Annotated in this window: 14 protein-coding genes; 7 read left to right on the forward strand and 7 right to left on the reverse strand. The window is 64.0% G+C overall.

Going from position 1 to position 15,840, the window contains the following annotated elements; genetic code table 11:
- The first annotated feature begins 46 nt into the window (after nt 1–46).
- From A7G45_RS13815 to A7G45_RS13835, 5 genes are all read left to right on the forward strand, one after another.
- Complete coding sequence (locus A7G45_RS13815; RefSeq protein ID WP_260937711.1) at nt 47–526, forward strand: hypothetical protein; 480 nt, start codon at nt 47–49, stop codon at nt 524–526.
- A 14-nt stretch (nt 527–540) separates the two neighbouring features.
- Complete coding sequence (locus tag A7G45_RS13820) at nt 541–3,696, forward strand: hypothetical protein (protein ID WP_260937712.1); 3,156 nt, start codon at nt 541–543, stop codon at nt 3,694–3,696.
- Nucleotides 3,697–3,772: 76 nt separating this feature from the next.
- On the forward strand, nt 3,773–4,288 hold the full coding sequence (locus tag A7G45_RS13825) for a DUF1707 domain-containing protein (protein ID WP_260937713.1): 516 nt from the start codon (nt 3,773–3,775) through the stop codon (nt 4,286–4,288).
- A gap of 213 nt (nt 4,289–4,501) precedes the next feature.
- The gene (locus tag A7G45_RS13830) at nt 4,502–5,500 is read left to right on the forward strand and encodes an alpha/beta hydrolase (RefSeq protein ID WP_260937714.1); all 999 of its coding nucleotides are present in this window, start codon (nt 4,502–4,504) and stop codon (nt 5,498–5,500) included.
- A gap of 31 nt (nt 5,501–5,531) precedes the next feature.
- Complete coding sequence (locus A7G45_RS13835; RefSeq protein WP_260937715.1) at nt 5,532–6,038, forward strand: hypothetical protein; 507 nt, start codon at nt 5,532–5,534, stop codon at nt 6,036–6,038.
- An 8-nt stretch (nt 6,039–6,046) separates the two neighbouring features.
- Here A7G45_RS13835 and A7G45_RS13840 read toward each other — a convergent pair whose 3' ends face one another.
- Both A7G45_RS13840 and A7G45_RS13845 read right to left on the reverse strand, forming a co-directional pair.
- On the reverse strand, nt 6,047–6,373 hold the full coding sequence (locus A7G45_RS13840) for a hypothetical protein (protein ID WP_260937716.1): 327 nt from the start codon (nt 6,371–6,373) through the stop codon (nt 6,047–6,049).
- 201 nt (nt 6,374–6,574) lie between these two features.
- A complete protein-coding gene (locus tag A7G45_RS13845; protein WP_260937717.1) occupies nt 6,575–7,858 on the reverse strand; it encodes a PucR family transcriptional regulator in 1,284 nt (427 codons plus the stop codon).
- Nucleotides 7,859–8,283: 425 nt separating this feature from the next.
- On the opposite strand from A7G45_RS13845, the gene adhP reads away from it, so the two are divergent.
- On the forward strand, nt 8,284–9,351 hold the full coding sequence (gene adhP, locus A7G45_RS13850; RefSeq protein WP_260937718.1) for an alcohol dehydrogenase AdhP: 1,068 nt from the start codon (nt 8,284–8,286) through the stop codon (nt 9,349–9,351).
- A gap of 95 nt (nt 9,352–9,446) precedes the next feature.
- Here adhP and A7G45_RS13855 read toward each other — a convergent pair whose 3' ends face one another.
- From A7G45_RS13855 to A7G45_RS13870, 4 genes are all read right to left on the reverse strand, one after another.
- Complete coding sequence (locus tag A7G45_RS13855; RefSeq protein ID WP_043396677.1) at nt 9,447–10,103, reverse strand: MadR family response regulator transcription factor; 657 nt, start codon at nt 10,101–10,103, stop codon at nt 9,447–9,449.
- Between the two features lie 4 nt (nt 10,104–10,107).
- Nucleotides 10,108–11,445, reverse strand: a complete 1,338-nt coding sequence (locus A7G45_RS13860) for a MadS family sensor histidine kinase (RefSeq protein WP_260938179.1) — start codon at nt 11,443–11,445, stop codon at nt 10,108–10,110.
- Nucleotides 11,446–11,486: 41 nt separating this feature from the next.
- The gene (locus A7G45_RS13865; protein WP_043988031.1) at nt 11,487–12,683 is read right to left on the reverse strand and encodes an iron-containing alcohol dehydrogenase; all 1,197 of its coding nucleotides are present in this window, start codon (nt 12,681–12,683) and stop codon (nt 11,487–11,489) included.
- A gap of 158 nt (nt 12,684–12,841) precedes the next feature.
- The gene (locus A7G45_RS13870; RefSeq protein WP_308204103.1) at nt 12,842–14,236 is read right to left on the reverse strand and encodes a TIGR00366 family protein; all 1,395 of its coding nucleotides are present in this window, start codon (nt 14,234–14,236) and stop codon (nt 12,842–12,844) included.
- 318 nt (nt 14,237–14,554) lie between these two features.
- On the opposite strand from A7G45_RS13870, the gene A7G45_RS13875 reads away from it, so the two are divergent.
- Complete coding sequence (locus A7G45_RS13875) at nt 14,555–15,379, forward strand: SDR family NAD(P)-dependent oxidoreductase (RefSeq protein WP_260937720.1); 825 nt, start codon at nt 14,555–14,557, stop codon at nt 15,377–15,379.
- A gap of 48 nt (nt 15,380–15,427) precedes the next feature.
- On the opposite strand, the gene A7G45_RS13880 is transcribed toward A7G45_RS13875, so the two are convergent.
- Nucleotides 15,428–15,808, reverse strand: a complete 381-nt coding sequence (locus tag A7G45_RS13880) for a VOC family protein (protein WP_260937721.1) — start codon at nt 15,806–15,808, stop codon at nt 15,428–15,430.
- Nucleotides 15,809–15,840 lie beyond the last annotated feature (32 nt).

A 15,840-nucleotide genomic window follows, 5' to 3' on the forward strand; every position in this document is an offset into this window, starting at 1 on the left:
GACCGGTTCGGTTGGCCGAATACGTTCTTGTACAACGTTGTTGGCAGTGGTTGTAGTGGCCGTGGCGTCGCTCAGCGGGTGTCAGCCCCGAACCGTTGTCGTTGCCGGCAAGGAAGCTGTCGTAGTCGGCAAGGAAGTGGCCGGAGTCCATCCGCCGCCGGTGTTGCCCAAGATCGAAGTGCCTTCCGAACTGCCGAAACCATGGGCGCCGCCCCAACCCCCGAAACCCGGCGTGCCACCCGTAGTGCCGACGACCGGATCACTCGATCAGCTCCTGACGCGCCTCGAGAAGGGGAATCCGGAGGAGAAAATGGTCAAGTTCGCGGCGTGTGCAGCGATGCGTAAGTCCACCGATTCGAAGCCGACGGCCCAGCAGTGGCGATCCCGGATCTACTCCGCCGCACCGGCATTGACCGCCGGAAACCTAAGCAGGGCGGTGGTCGACAGGACGATTGAGCGGGTTGCCGTCGCGCTGTCCGCGACGCGCGACTACGGCGCCACCTACACCCGTGTGTGCAAGTTCTGATCAGGAGTCGCGGCATGACCACCACAACATCCGGCGCTGAATCCGATGATGCAACAGCGGTTTCGGGCAACGACGGCAAGCGGACACTGTTATCCCGAATCACGAAACCAGGTGTGCGCACTGCCCTGATGGCGTTGTTCCTGCTGTACGCAGGCCTCGGCGCCCTGGCGGTCATCGACGACACGCTGGCGCTCATGCACCAGCCCGGCCACGCTTCGGTATCGGCGTCTGCCATTCTCTCGCCGTCATCGATCGCGCAGAGCAATGCCAGCACCAATGCGACGGCGATCAGTGAATGGTGGGGCTGGAATACGTATTTCAACGACCACTTCGGTCAGCGTGTCGTGTCCCCGTACGGCCTGGTGTTCATGTACCTCGGCGTGGACATCATCTTCATCGCATTTCCCGTCGTGCTGCTGCTGCTCGGGGCAGTGCGGTATTCCGAAATCCACCTCGCCCCGGCCTTTGAGGACTGGCGGGCCGGTCTCGCGCAGCCGCTCCGTTTCGCCTCCTACGCGACGGCCGCCTACCTGGCGTTCGACATCATCGAAGACGTTGTGTTGCTTGGCATCACGGTTCTCCTCAACCCCGGTCTGGCGACCGGGCCGAACACCTTTGGGGTGCTCCACTGGCTGATTCAGCACGTCGGCTGGGCCATCCCGGCCGTCGGCGTGGTGTCGGCAGCGAAGCTCCTGTTCCTGTTCAGTGCCGCCCTTGGCTGTGCTGCTGGGCTGGCCGGGACGTTGGGACCACCGGTGTCCTCAAAGGAAGACTCGAAGGAAAAAGTGAGTCGCCGCCGTGCGGTGGTCGCGCTGCGCGCACATCTGGGGCTCGCGCTGATCCTGATCGCATTACTTGCGTTGGGTTCTGACTTGGGCAGGCAGCTCGATGACGCATTTCTTCTGCTGTTCGAACCGCATCACGCGTATCTGATCATCGCCACGGCGATCGTTGCCATCGTCACCACCGGCACGCTCCTGGCCACTGCCCGCATGGTCCTGCATGCCTATCAGTCGGAGCCTTCGGTGCCGGGCCCTGCTGAGACCAAGAAGGCGAACAAGATCATCCTGTCTCTTGGATTCGGCGCCATGGTCGTCGGCGGCGCCGCTATCGCCCTGCACTGGCCCGCCGGGCAAGTGGCGTTCGTGCCCGGCGCGATCGCACTCTTGCTCGGGCTGTTCGGGTTCAAGCGCGACGCTGCCGTCGACAAGCGGCCGGGCGAGACTCGCATGAATACCCAATGGGGTGCCCGGGTTGCAGGAGCGCTGTCGGTGGCCCCTTTCGCCGTGCTGTTCGCACTGTCGATGCGCAACGGTGCGCGGTTGTTCGCGGTCAAGGACGGCACCGGATGGTGGCTGTTGTTGTGCATGGTGCTTTGCATCCTGGTGGTCGCGGCGGTTGTCCACTGGTCGCCGAAACTGTGTGACCACGCCACCGATCGAAACCTGGATCCGTCCCTGTGGCGGCGTCTGGCACTTGCTGTTGCGTCATTGATAGCTTTTGGGGCCCTTGGCTATTCGCCGCAGATAACAGGGAGTGTTCTCGGACCCTGGGGCGTGTTGTTCGCCCTCGTCTTCGCGCTGACGCTCGGTTTCGCCGCACTGGTGCTGCTCAGCGATGCCTACTATCCCGGGAATGTGCTTGCCGCCAGTGGATTACGGCGTCTACCGGTGATCGCGATCGTCCTGATCAGCGCCGTGGCAACGTCATTGACCGACGGCCAATCCACGTACCACTCGGTCCGATTGAAGGATGCGGCTGTCGGCAGCCGGGTGACGGTCGATGAGGCGCTCGATCAGTGGAGCCGATCGCAAACCGAGGTGACCCCAAACCGGCCGGCCAAGCGTGAGCCGATTCCACTGGTGTTCGTCGCCTCCGCAGGGGGCGGGATCAGGGCTGCCTACTGGACGACGATCGTGCTGAATTGTCTTGTCAAGGGCCAGGATAGCTCCGGCCGCAAGCCGATCGGTATGGATGTGGACAACGTTTGCGCCCAGCCGATGCCGATGGATTCGATCTTTCTGGCAAGTGGAATTTCGGGGGGAAGCCTCGGTCTCGCGGTGACCAAGGCGTTCAAGGACGTTTCCCACAATCCGTGGTCGGAGCCGCTGGGCAATGACTTTCTCGGACCGACGGTGGCAGGCGTCGCCTTTCGGGATCTGCCCAACGCCTTTGTGCGCGTACGCGCAGACGGCCAGGACAGCGCGGCGGTCTTGGAAAGATCCTGGGAGAAGTCGGTTCGCGAGGCCAACGGTGATCTGGAGTCCGGTTTCTTGGCCACGGCGTGGTCGAGTCCCGGGCGCCTCGACTTTCCGCTCTTGGCGCTGAACGGCACCTCGGTCACGGACGGCTGCCGGGTGACGGTATCGGTGCTGAAGTTGGCCGACGCAGGCACGTCGTCGAACAACTGCCTCTCGATAGATCGCGTGGTGACGCCGATCGAGGGTGTCCATGCCCAGCTGCAGACGCTGGCTGCCACCAAAGACGCGTTCGACAGTACGTGTCCGGCGGACGTCAAGCAGCCCGCTGACCCCAAGGACCTGTCGCTGTCCACGGCAGCGTTGCTCAGCGCGCGGTTCCCGTACGTCTCACCGAACGGCACGTTGTACTGGTGTAAGGACCGAGCCGTCCGCACATTCGACCTTGACGGGGGACTGATCGATGCGTCTGCAGCTGCCCCGCTGGCGCTGGCGTGGCCGGAGGTGGTCAAGTGGCTGGCGCGCGTCGAGAAGGACGGAAAGTGCTTTTCTCCCAAGCTGATCCTGATCGACAACGGCTACGTGACGTCGACCAAATCCGAGATACCGAATCGCCCGCCCGGGCTGATCGCCCCGCTCACAGCGTTCAGTGCGGTGGGTAACGCCCGTTCGGCTGCTGCCAGACAGGCTGCCGCCTTGGACTTCGAGAAGTTCTTCCCGCCGGGCCGATGCGGCGGAAACACGGCGACTGGCGCCGCGCCCCCGGCCTGGGAGTTGCCGGACGTCGTCGATTTCTACCCCGTCGCGCAGCCCGGTGTTGAAGCCCCGCTGGGATGGACCCTGTCCGAGCGGTCGAAGAAATCGCTGGGTCACCAGCTTGGCAACAAGTACAACCGCTGTTCCGCGGCGATTGTCGCGCAATGGTTCACCGGCGCGACGGGTCAGCCACCAGATGGGTGCAAGAAGAAATGAGCTCGCGACCCTTGCCACCGCCTCATAACGGTGTTATGAATATCCATAACACCGTTATGGCGAATGGAGTTGCACCATGCACCACCATGAGAACTTCCGGTTCCCCGAGTCGGCGCGCGACACGGCCGGCAGTACCGCGATCGATACCCTCGGCGATCACATCCGGGTCGGCGACACCGACCGCGACGCCGTCTCGTGCAGGCTCAGCCGGGCTGTCGCGGACGGACGACTGACGCTGACGGAGTACGACAGTCGTCTGCAGCGGCTTTACCAAGTGGAAACCCGCGGCGAGCTCGCGGAGATCGTGTCTGACCTACCGGATTACCGACCTGAGCCGAAACGACAACGGAAGCAAGCGATTCCGGGATGGGTCGTGATCATGTGGATGCCATGGGTTGCGGTGAACATCATGTGCCTCGCGATCTGGCTCTCCACGGGCGGCGGCTATTTCTGGCCGTTCTGGGTGGCGGTCCCCTGGGGGTGTGCTTTGTCGATTCCCACAGCAATTGGTGTCTTAGCCAATCGTGGCAAGCCTGCCGCAACCGCGCGTGTCGACTGCCGCGGACGGGTCAGATCGCATGGGGTGCAATGAGAGTGGTGCAGGTATCACCATCACTCAGCACTGAATGCGGGGATCCGTGCTGAGCTCGGCTTTTGTGACGCGTCACAAAAGCCGAGTCTGATACTTCTGCCCTCGGTGTAGAGACGGCAGCCAACCGGACGCCGATACTGGTTCGAACAACGAGGCAGCATCGGCGCTGTCGCAGCCACCGAACGGGGCTCGTTGATACAGGAGGGCTACAACGTGGTTGCCACACCCGACAATCTGATCCCGCTGGACCTGGGTAACTCCCGTCGTGTCGAGTTCGAAGGCGGCAGCATCCAGTCGCGCATCCTCGCGTTGACGTTGAAGGCCACGGTCAAGCCGGTCTTGACGGTGTGGGCGATGGCGCCTGGGCTGCCGTGGCCGTACCGAGCGGTTGATCACGTCGGTCGCGTCCTGCGGTCGGTCTCGGGAACCACCAGAAGGCCCGTCCGCCTTGCGCGTTGCTCCGCCGAGACGACCCGGCCGGCGTCGATGCGCGGTGACCGCTACGTCGTCTACATGCATGGCGGCGCTTTCCTGGTCGGTGGCCGTCACCTGCACCGGCAGATGATCTCGCGGATTGCGGCGTCGCTGCAGAGCGAGGTTCTTGCGGTGGATTACCGCAAGCTGCCCGGGCACAGCATCGCCGACGGCATCGAGGACTGCATCGACGCCTATCGATTCGCACTCGGGCGAGGCATCGCGCCGGAGAACATCGCGTTCATGGGTGACTCGGCCGGTGCGTACTTGGTGTTCATCACTGCCCTGTTCGCGGGCCAACGCGGGTTGCCCATGCCCGGCGCGATCGTCTCGATGGCGCCGCTGACCGACTTTGACGTGCAGGCCAAGATCGATGCGCCCTCGGGAGCAACCGATGTGCTGTTCTCGAAGGCCTTTGCCCGCGCGTTCCATCAATTCGTCATGCGGCACAGCCCGCCCGAAGACGATCACCGGTTGCTCGATGCGGACCTCAAGGGGCTACCGCCGTCCCTGATCCAGGTGAGCTCGACCGAACTGCTGTGCCCTGACGCCGAGCTGCTTGCCGTTGAACTGACGAAGGCCGGTGTGCCGCATCAGTTGCAGGTGTGGCGGGACCAGGTCCACGTCTTCCAGGCCGCGGCCTCGATCGTTCCGGAAGCGGCGCGTGCGCTGCGCGAGGCGACGCAGTTCGTCGAGTCGGCATTCGCCCGAAGCGCGGCGCAGGAGCAGTCCGCGTAGTGCGGCAACCGATCGCGTCGGAGCGCCGCTGATGGCTGAAATGACCGGCAGCCCCGGCTTGCTCCGTCGCGTGACGGTTGCGTATGCCGCCTACACCGTGGTCATGCTGGAAATTGAGCGGCGACTCCGCCAGACCGGCGGCCCGGGCATCGTCCGGTTCGAGCTGGCCGGCAACGCGTACCGGTCCGCAGAGATGATGGCGCGCTGGGGAACTCGGGGCCGGCGCCTGGCTCGAGTGTCTCTGTGGCTCGATTTCGGCTACATGCTCACCTACGGTGCGCACACAGCACTCCTGGTGGAGCGGGCGCGCTGTCGTCAAGGCCACTCTGCGGCGCTTCCGGTGTTGGCGGCCGGAGCCGTCGCTGGTGACGCGATCGAGGGCGTGTCGCTGTTGAAAGTTCTCGGCGGCAGTCAGATTGACATGTATGCACGACGCGCGCGTTGCGCTGCGTTGGTCAAGTTCGCCGTGCTTGCCGTGTGCTTGGCCTACGCCGCGGTCGGCCATGCGAAACGACCGAAATCAACCGAATCCGGCTAGTCGTGTGTTCAGGGCCGGGCGAGTTTGAGGGAGCTCGCAACAGCGTTCATCACCACCCCTTTGATGTACTCCGCAGAGGCGCGTCGGCCGGGGGCTCCCTGGGTGAGGATCATGCCCGTGACCAGATGAAAGATCGCTTGGGCATCGGTGTCCGGACACGGTGACGACATCTCGCCTGTCCGGCATCCAACGCGAATCGCCTCGCGCAGCGGCTCGATCAACTCGTCCACGAGTGCATCGATCTGGTCGACGTGCTGTCCCGAACGATTGAGCCAGATTGACGTCAGCACCGATGCCTTTCCGCAGCGCTCCAGTGGGTAGACGTGGTCGATCATCGTCGCGATGTACGAGTGAATGCGCTCGGTCGGACTCGTGCACTGGGTGGCCGCATGCCGCAACTGTGTTGCCGCGCTGCGGAGTGACTCGTGATGCTGCACAGCTGAATTCACATCTCGTTCCGTGTTATCGGGTCAATAGGTTTGGGGATACGCATGACTCGAGTTCGATGGCGAAGGCGTGACCGATACCTGATCGGGCTAGCCAGGATTGGCCAGGTTTGTCGCAGCGGTTGGCTTGCCGGCGTGGTCGATGGCGTAGACGGTCATCGCCGCGGCGAGCAATCGGGATTGATGGGGATCGGTGGGGTCGTAGCCGGTGACGTCCTGAATGCGGCGCAGGCGGTAGGTCAGCGTATTGGGATGAATGAAAAGCTCTGCGGCAGCAGCCTTCCGGTCGGCGCCATGCCGCAAGTGTGCCTGCAGCGCCTGGAGTAACCCCGGGTGGTCGCTGAGCGGTGCGATGTGACGGGCGAGTAGGTCGCGGGCCGGTCCGGGGCGCGTCGACTGGTACTCGAACAGGATGTCGGTCAGTTGGTAGGCACCGGGTTCTCTGCCGAGTTTCCTTGCCAGGGAGGTGATTTCGTCAGCCTCTGAGACCACTGTGGGAATGGCGTCCTGGGCGGCTCCGGCGTGGTACGCAGCGTAGAACGCGACGTCGAGTCGTTCGGTGAGTGCGTCGATCAGAGTGCTGAGGTGTACGGGAATGCGGGCGTCGGCGCTCGGTTCGACAGTTGGTGTGGGCAGCAAGATGACGCCCGTGTGACCGTCGAAGGTGTTGAGGATTTCACTGGCGCCGCGCCCATAGAACACCTGGTTGGCCAGTCGTAACCGCCTGCGTGCCGCCAGGATTTCGTGGGTGGTGCGAGGTTCGTCGGCATCCACCCGAAACACCAGGACGTCGTAGCGCTCGCTCAGCTTGATGCCGACTTGCTTGGCGACTGTTTCGCGGTCGGGTTCGCCGGCGATGAGGGCGGCGCAGAGCGCGCTCAACTGATGGCGGGTGTTGGCGCGGAGCGCAAAATCTGAATCCTGGTAGACCTCGGTCATCAGAACGCTGATGGTTCCGGTGAGATCGGCGAGGTACATGCCCATCGCGGCGATCGTTTCGGCGTCACCGTCGGTCGCCTCTTCCAGCACGATCTCCCACAGCTTGCGGATGCCCGCGTGCAGTGCGGTGAACAAGAACGGGAGGGGGATGCCATCTTCGGCATGCCGCTCGGCCACCGGCAGCACGAATGTGGCTGCTTCCGCCGCGGTCACCCTGCGCCCTTCGGTGATCAGGGCGAACCCGTAGAGAAATCCGCCGACGATGTACGGGACGACCTCGTCATCGAAGTGTTCGATCGGTATCGCGGTGGGCCACTCGATCGATTGGACAGCTTCGTGCAGAAGCTCCGTGGCGATCTCGTCGATCCGGTCCTCGATCACCTTCCGCAGCGGAGCATCCGCCGGGATCTGCGGCAGTTGGGCAGGAGGCGGCACGTGCCGATTGTGATCCATCACAATGGGTAAACGGAAGATGCTGGGACAAATCGGGTCAAGATTTGTTTCCGGCACCAAAAGCGGGCTCGATTTTTCTCGCCGGTCCTCAGTTGCGTTCGGCGGTGTCAGAGCGCGTACGGGGCGATGAGCGTGGCGGCACGGGACGCCGGACGTCGTCCCGTGGCTGCGGACCTGTCCAATCGGGCAGTTGCGCACCCGCCCGGCGGGCCTGGTATTGCGCCCAATCGGAGCGGGCGCCGGCTCGTCGCTGTCAATAGCGTTGTGCGGTATGAGTATTGCGCGATTGGCTCGGCGTTGCTTGGCCGTTCGCGCCGCCGCCGGTTCCCCATATGCCGAGTCTCGACCCCTCGCGGTCCGGCTCAAAGATCTTTCGCAGAAACAACTCTCACGAATGGAATGGATAAATGACACAAACGCTGGCTTCTGACACCGTCGCCGCGCGCACCGACACCATGCGGGCTGCGGTCGTCACCGATTTCGGTGTGCCGCTGCAGGTGCACGATGTGCAATTGCCGACGCCGGGCTACGGTGAAGCCCTGGTCAAGCTCGAGACTTCGGGTGTCTGCCACACGGATTTACATGCAGCACAAGGTGATTGGCCGATCAAGCCGCAGCCACCGTTTGTGCCGGGCCACGAAGGTTACGGCACGGTCGTCGCCCTCGGCGAGGGGGTGGTCGACCTGTCGGTCGGAGACAAGGTCGGCAACGCCTGGTTGTGGTCAGCTTGCGGTCGCTGCGAGTACTGCCGGACCGGGTGGGAGACTCTGTGCGAAAGTCAGCGCAACGGCGGATATTCAGTCAACGGGAGCTTCGGCACGTACATGCTGGTCAACGCCGACTACGCCGCGCGCATCCCTGACGGTGCCGATCCGCTGGAAATCGCCCCGATCCTGTGCGCAGGCGTCACCGTCTACAAAGGCCTCAAGGTCACCGACACCCGGCCCGGCCAATGGGTGGCGATCTCAGGCATCGGCGGGCTGGGTCATATCGCGGTCCAGTACGCGCACGCGATGGGTTTACGTGTTGTCGCAATCGATGTCGACGACGCCAAACTGGCGCTCGCCACCCGACTCGGCGCCGAGGTCGTCGTCAATGCACGGACCGCTGACGTCGTCGAGTCGGTGCAGCAGGCCACCGGTGGAGTCCATGGCGTGCTGGTCACCGCCGTGCACCCGCAAGCGTTCGGCCAAGCGATCGGGCTGGCCCGTCGTGGCGGCACAATCGTGTTCAACGGGCTGCCTCCGGGAGATTTCCCGGCACCGATCTTCGACATCGTTCTCAAGGGACTCACCATTCGCGGGTCGATCGTCGGAACCCGTCAAGACATGGCCGAGGCTCTGGATTTCTACGCCCGAGGCCTGATCAAGCCAACCGTCACCAGCGCGCGTCTCGATGACATCAACGATGTCTTCACCCGGATGGAACGAGGACAGATCGACGGGCGCGTCGTCATCGACTACCGAAACGACTGACAGCGGGGAGCGTCGTGTGACGGACGACGCCGGTCGCCTGGAAGAGGTACCGCGCGGGCCAGCACCCGTTGCGGTACCTCTTCCGCGTGGGCTGACTAGATCAGGCCTTTTTTGCTGGCGGCGTAGACCGCCTCGGCGCGCCGGCTGACCGCAAGTTTGCGCATGATATTGCTGACGTGGAACTTGGCGGTGGTTGCCGAAATGAACAGGGTCTCACCGATCTTGTGGTTGGACAGGCCTGCAGCGAGCAGTCGCAACACTTCGAGTTCCCGCTCGGTGAGCGTCTCGCGTGCTTGGCCGCCTCCATTGAGGGAGCGGACCACGGCGGCGGCGCTGCGCGAGTCGAAGGCGCTCTGCCCGATGGAGATGGCGCGGATCGCCCGTACCAGCTCGGTGGTGTCGACGTCCTTGACCACGTAGCCACGCGCTCCCGCGTGCACCGCGCGTACCACCAGATCCTCGTCCAGGAACGTGGTCAGCACCAGCAATCCGATATCGGGATGTGCGCCAGAGAGCTTGGTGCACAACGATAATCCCTCGAAGTCCGAACCCGCCGAGAGTTTGAGATCGAGCAGCACCACGTCAGGACGTGTGGCCGCGACGACGGCCTCGGCCTCCGGCTCGCTGGACGCTTCGCCGACCACGATGAGATCGTCTTCACGTTCCAGCAGTGAACGCAGGCCCTGCCGGAGGATGGCGTGGTCGTCGACCAGCGCGAGCCGGATCGCCTTGGTCTTGGTGTCAACAGTCATCGAGTCACTCCTTCGGGTGGAACTCGGTTGTGCTCTCAGGGTTGCGCGGAATGGTCGCGACCACCCGCACTCCACCGATGCGTGATCGGCCGACAGTGAAGGTCCCGCCGTATTCGCGGCACCGGGCCAGCATGTTGGCCAGCCCGCGATGATGCCCGTCGAGGTCGGCGACATCGGCCAGCCGCAGCATCAATCGAAGTTTGTCCGGGTCACCTATGCCGTCATCAGATATCGACAGGGTGACCCCAGCGGCGCGGTAGCTCAGCCGCACGATCGCCCGCGAGGCGCGACCGTGCATCGCGGTATTGAACAGTGCCTCACCGGCAACTCGAAGCAGGCTGCGTTCGACTCCGCTGGGCAATTCAGCGACAGTGCCGTCGACCCGGAGCGTCACCCGCAAGTCTTTGGGCATGTGCACCGTGGCGAGCTGTTCGAGTAGCTCTGGGAGGCTGGATCGGTCGGAGTCGGTGGAATGGTTGAGTGCGTAGATGGCCGACCGTAGCTGCTCGACCGCCGATCGCGTCAGGGTCTTGGCGGTGTCCAGTCGTTCTACCAGATCTGCTGCACCGGAACGTGATTCGATCTCACTGCGGCACACCTCGATCTGCATGCCGGCTGACAGCACAGTTTGCGCGACACTGTCGTGCAGTTCCCTCGCAATCCGCTGCCGCTCGGAATCCAACACCTGATGGCGTTGTGCCGCACCGAGTTCGCGTTTGGTGGCCAGCAGCTGCGCATTGCGGGCCTCGGACTGGGCCAGCAAGGTTTGGGAGCGCTGGAACAGTTCACAGTTCTGCAGCGCTACCGCGGTCTGGCTGGCCAGGATTCGCATCACCGTCTCATCAATCTCGTCGAGCAGCCGGTGCGGTGGCGTCCAGGCAGCGAATGCTCCGATCACGCCGCCGTCGAGTTCGATCGGGACGTGCGAGTGGTGGTTTTCGATCACCGGTAGCCGGAATTGGGCGAGCCGCCCGCGCAGGACGTCGTTGAGGCGGTTCAGGACGGCGTCCGGCAGGTGCGGTACCGGATGCTTGGCGCCGGATAGACCTTCGAACGAGTACGCATGCCCGTCGGCATCGAGGATGAGATGGCGCGGACGTGCCTCGGGCAATGCGCCGTCAGCCAGAGCCAGCAGCACCCATTCGGCGCCGAGATGGGTGCGGGCCGCCTCAGCTACTGCCCGCACCAAGTTTTCGGGCCCATTGACGGTTTGCACCAGGGCCCGGGAGATGGCGCCGAGCGCCGCTATCACCCGTTCGGTTCGCTGCGCGGCCACCCGGAACTCGGGGTAGAAGGTGCCCTTGCCGGACCGAACCCCGGTCAGTTGGTCCAAATCCGGCATCATCGCCCTGGGGGGGACGACCGGGTTCCCGGGCAGCGCGGTCATAGCGCCGCCCGGAACAGTGCGCGCAGCTGCGCATCGTCGATGGGGCGAGGGTTGGTGGTCAGGCACGCGTCCTGCAGTGCGTTGCGGGCCAGCACCGGCACATCAGCGTCGCGGACGCCCAGCTCGGCGAGGCCGCGCGGCACTCCCACCTGTCTGGCCAGCTCTTCGAGGCGATCCGCAAGGGCCAGTGCGGATTCCAATTCCGGAGCCCGCTTGTCGGCGAGCCCGAGGCAGGCGGCGATGGTGGCGAACGGCGCCGGGTCGGCCTCGGCGTTGAACCGCACCACATGGGGTAGCAGGACACCGTTGATGACACCGTGTGGCAAGTCGAGCAGCCCGCCGACTTGGTGGCTCATGGCATGCGCGGCACCCAAGATGGCATTGGTGAATGCCAGGCCGGCTTCCAACGCGGCTTGCGCCATCAGTACCCGGGCGGGCATGTCGTGCGGCCGCTCGATGGTGGTGACCAGGTTTTCGGTGACCATTACGACGGACCGCAGAGCGTGGTGGTCGGTCAGCGGATTGTGTCCCAGCGACACGAACGCCTCGATGCCGTGTGTCAGGGCATCCAATCCCGTTGCCGCGTTGAGCCATTCGGGCATGGTGGTCAGTAGGCGCGGGTCGATGACGGTGATGTCGGGCACCAGGGCACGGCCCAGGATGGTGATCTTGGTATTGCGGGTGGTGTCGGTGACGATGCAGAACTGGGAGACGTCGGCGCCGGTGCCCGACGTGGACGGCAGCACCACCAGCGGCGGAATCGGTGCGGTGGCCTTGTCCACGCCCGCGTAATCGAGGATGTTGCCGCCGTTGGCTGCCAGGATCGCAATGCCCTTGGCGGCATCGATGACCGACCCGCCGCCCAACGCGATGAGCACGTCGCAACCCTGCGAGCGGTAGAACTCGTGGCCCGCGGTGATTTCGTGGTCTTTCGGGTTCGGGGTCAGGCCGCTCCATACTTGCGCTTCGACGCATTGGCTGCGTAGATGCCCGATCAGTTCGGCTACCCACCCCGCCTCGATAAGCCCAGGGTCGGTGACCACCAGCGGCCGCAGGCCACCCAGGCGAACGGCGGCGTGCGCTGCCTCCACCATCGAGTCGATGCCGAACACGATCTCAGGGGCATGGAATTTCAGCAGCCGAGTCGGTGGGGCCGTCGCCACCGTCGTCGCCGCGAGCTGCGCGGGCGACACCACATCGAGTCTCACCAGACCGATCCCTCATCCTGTGATGCAGGTAATACGCCCAGCCTACGGCGCGCCGCCGTCTGGACCAACGGTCAGGTGGATAGCCCACCACCTACCCGATCGGGCAGGTAGTCGTCTGGCTGTGGTGCTGCGTTGAGGTGGCGTCAGAGCACGTGCGGTGCGATGAGGGTGGTAGCACCCAACACCACCGTCCCGATCAGGAAAGCGACCACCGTAAAACCCATCACCTGGCGGACATTCAGTTTCGCGATTGCCAGCAGCGGCAGCAGCCAGAACGGCTGGATCATGTTCGCGACGCCCTCGCCAACAGCGACTGCCATCGAGATCAACCCCAGATATGCCGGCGAATGCTGCCCGATCGCCAGTGCCGAGTCGACCGCGATCGGACCCTGCACCGCCCAGTGCCCGCCGCCGGACGGGACGAACAGGCTGATGATCAACGAGCCGATGAAGGTCAGGAACGGCAGCGTGTGCTCGGTCGCGCCATTGACGACAGCTTCGGCCAGCAGCGTCTGCAGCGGCCTGTCGCCCTTCGTCGCTTGGTAACCGAGTAGGCCGACCAGACCGCCGTACAGCGGGTACTGCAGGAGCAGCGGACCGGACACCTTGGCGGCACCGGTGAACGCCCGGATGAAACGGATCGGCGTGCGGTGCAGCAGCGCGCTGGTGATCGTGAACAACATGATCATCGAGGAGATGTTCAGGGCGAAACCGCTGAGCACGAAATAGGCCATGCCCGCGGCGAACACGAGGACATTGAGAATCCAGAGGTTCTCCAGCCATTCGGCGAAAGTCTTGTTGCCTGCCGCCGGCGAAGCCGGCAATCCGGCATGAGCGTCTGCGTCCGCCTGGGTTTCGTCCTCGAAGACCGCGGGGTCGGGCGCGAGGCTCTGCGTCGGTGCCATGTGCCAGACGGCGAGCGCGAGGATCGCCAGTACGACGATCGCCGACAGCCAGCTGTAGGGCTGGAAGATGGTCTGGCTCAACGGAACAGTGATGCCGGTCAGTTTGTGGATCACGTTGATCGGGCTGCCGCTGTCGGTGTTCGCAAGCGCGATCGACGACGAAAGCCCCTGTGTCCAAACGATGAAGCCCATGAAGGCCGCCGCGATCAGGTAGCCGAAATGCGCGTCGGTCATGCGTTTGGCGACCTGCCGGGCGACCAGAGCACCGGCCACCAGTCCGAGTCCCCAGTTCAGGAGGGACAGCACGGCGCTGACGCTGAAACAGAGCAGGGCGCCCTGGACCTGGTTGTTCGGCTTACTCGCGATATGGACGATGGCTCGCTTGAGGACGGGCGCTTCGGCGAGCGTGTAGCCCGTCACCAGGATCAGGACCATCTGGAACGCGAACGTGAAGATGTTCTGCGATCCCCACACTCCGCCGTACCAGGCCTTGAGCATCCCACTGGGCGTGGCGCCCTGCACCAGGAACGCGACCAGGCCGGCGACGATCAGCGTCAGGATGACGGCGAACAGGTACGGGTCGGGCATCAGGCGTTCGACATAGCGGACACACAGTGCGGTGAAGGACTGCATGATGCCGCGACGTTCGGGCTTGGTCTTCGCCGCCGCACTTACGCCGCTCGGGTCGTCGCTCATTCGATCTACCTCCGGAAACGCAGTTTTCCTCAATAGACCGGGGTAGGAGGTCCTTTGCCGTTCTGAAACGACGAGGGATTGCTCCGCGGTGGTGCACTTTGCACATCAAATGTTGATATTTGGGATACGTGCACCTTTCGCCCAGTGCGCTGGTCCGCTGATCATCAGTGCCGACGTACTTGACACTCACAGCCGACGTGGCTCTGTTCAGGTCCGGCGAACTCGCCCCGCAGTCCCACCTCAGGAGGTACACACGTGAGCACGTCATTTGAAGGAAAAGTCTGCGTCATCACCGGCGCCGGGTCGGGCATCGGCCGTGCGCTGGCGGTGCGTCTCGCCGCCAAGGGTGCGAAGCTCGCGATCTCCGATGTAGACGTCGACGGCCTCGCCGAAACTGAACGCCTGCTGCGGCAATTCGGTGTCGTGGTCAAGGCCGACCGGCTCAATGTCGCTGAGCGCGAGGCTTTTCTGCTGTATGCGGACGATGTCGCCGGCTACTTCGGCAAGGTCAATCAGGTATACAACAACGCGGGTATCGCGTTCACCGGCGACGTGGAGCACTCGGACTTCAAAGACATCGAGCGCATCATGGACGTCGATTTCTGGGGCGTCGTCAACGGCACGAAAGCGTTTCTGCCGCACCTGATCGCCTCCGGCGACGGCCACGTCATCAACGTCTCGTCTCTGTTCGGCCTCATTGCGATCCCCGGCCAGAGTGCCTACAACGCAGCGAAATTCGCCGTTCGTGGGTTCACCGAAGCGCTGCGTCAGGAGATGATCGTGGCGGGTCATCCCGTCGCCGTGACGTGTGTGCATCCCGGTGGTATCAAGACCAACATCGCGAACAACTCGACCGCAAGCGAGGGACGGGATGCGCAGCGGCTTGCCGAGGTCTTCAACAAGCGGCTCGCCCGGACGAGCGCCGAGGCTGCGGCCAAGACCATCACCGACGGGGTCGACACGAAGAAGGCCCGCGTGTTGATCGGTCCCGACGCGATCGCGCTGGACCTCATGGCGCGGGTGCTGGGTTCGGCCTACCAGCGCCTCGTCGCTGTCGGGGCCGGCCGTCTGCTGAAGTAGGCGCAGCACATAGTCGAATCCGTAGCGGGACAGCTGATTCCGGATCGTTCAAGAATTCCGTGGTTGGCGCCGTCGACCAATTGAACCGTTGGTCGGAGGCTGATGCAAACCGAACGCCAACCCCTGATCGTCAACGCAGTTGGCGAACCGTCCAAAGCCGGGTTCTTCGGGTGAGGGATCTGCGGCGTTGCCACCGAGCTCGCGCACCTTCGCGATCGCTTCGTCGATGTCATCGACCGCGAAGTACGTGGCAAGGGTGCTCTTCTCTACACCGTCGTGGAGACCGCCACGGATGGTGGGAGTCTGGATGACGGCTTGATTGCCGTTGCCGAAGCTCTCGAAGGCCCAACCCAAAAGCGTCCCGAAGAACACCTGAGCCTTCTTTGCGTCCGGTGCGCCGATCTCGATATGGGTTACTTCGCCGGTCATTCAGGTTGCCTCTCTTCGTCGTTGCGTCCGAG

Origin of the sequence: Mycolicibacterium llatzerense, from assembly GCF_025331195.1 — a bacterium.
Taxonomy (GTDB): Bacteria; Actinomycetota; Actinomycetes; order Mycobacteriales; family Mycobacteriaceae; genus Mycobacterium; species Mycobacterium llatzerense.

Bases quoted from the DNA above. Each gene is read 5' to 3' on its own strand.
- A7G45_RS13820 (WP_260937712.1), top strand. From the start codon at position 541: ATGACCACCACAACATCCGGCGCTGAATCCGATGATGCAACAGCGGTT.
- A7G45_RS13825 (WP_260937713.1), top strand. From the start codon at position 3,773: ATGCACCACCATGAGAACTTCCGGTTCCCCGAGTCGGCGCGCGACACG.
- A7G45_RS13835 (WP_260937715.1), top strand. From the start codon at position 5,532: ATGGCTGAAATGACCGGCAGCCCCGGCTTGCTCCGTCGCGTGACGGTT.
- A7G45_RS13840 (WP_260937716.1), bottom strand. From the start codon at position 6,373: ATGATCGACCACGTCTACCCACTGGAGCGCTGCGGAAAGGCATCGGTG.
- adhP (WP_260937718.1), top strand. From the start codon at position 8,284: ATGACACAAACGCTGGCTTCTGACACCGTCGCCGCGCGCACCGACACC.
- A7G45_RS13855 (WP_043396677.1), bottom strand. From the start codon at position 10,103: ATGACTGTTGACACCAAGACCAAGGCGATCCGGCTCGCGCTGGTCGAC.
- A7G45_RS13860 (WP_260938179.1), bottom strand. From the start codon at position 11,445: ATGCCGGATTTGGACCAACTGACCGGGGTTCGGTCCGGCAAGGGCACC.
- A7G45_RS13870 (WP_308204103.1), bottom strand. From the start codon at position 14,236: ATGCAGTCCTTCACCGCACTGTGTGTCCGCTATGTCGAACGCCTGATG.
- A7G45_RS13880 (WP_260937721.1), bottom strand. From the start codon at position 15,808: ATGACCGGCGAAGTAACCCATATCGAGATCGGCGCACCGGACGCAAAG.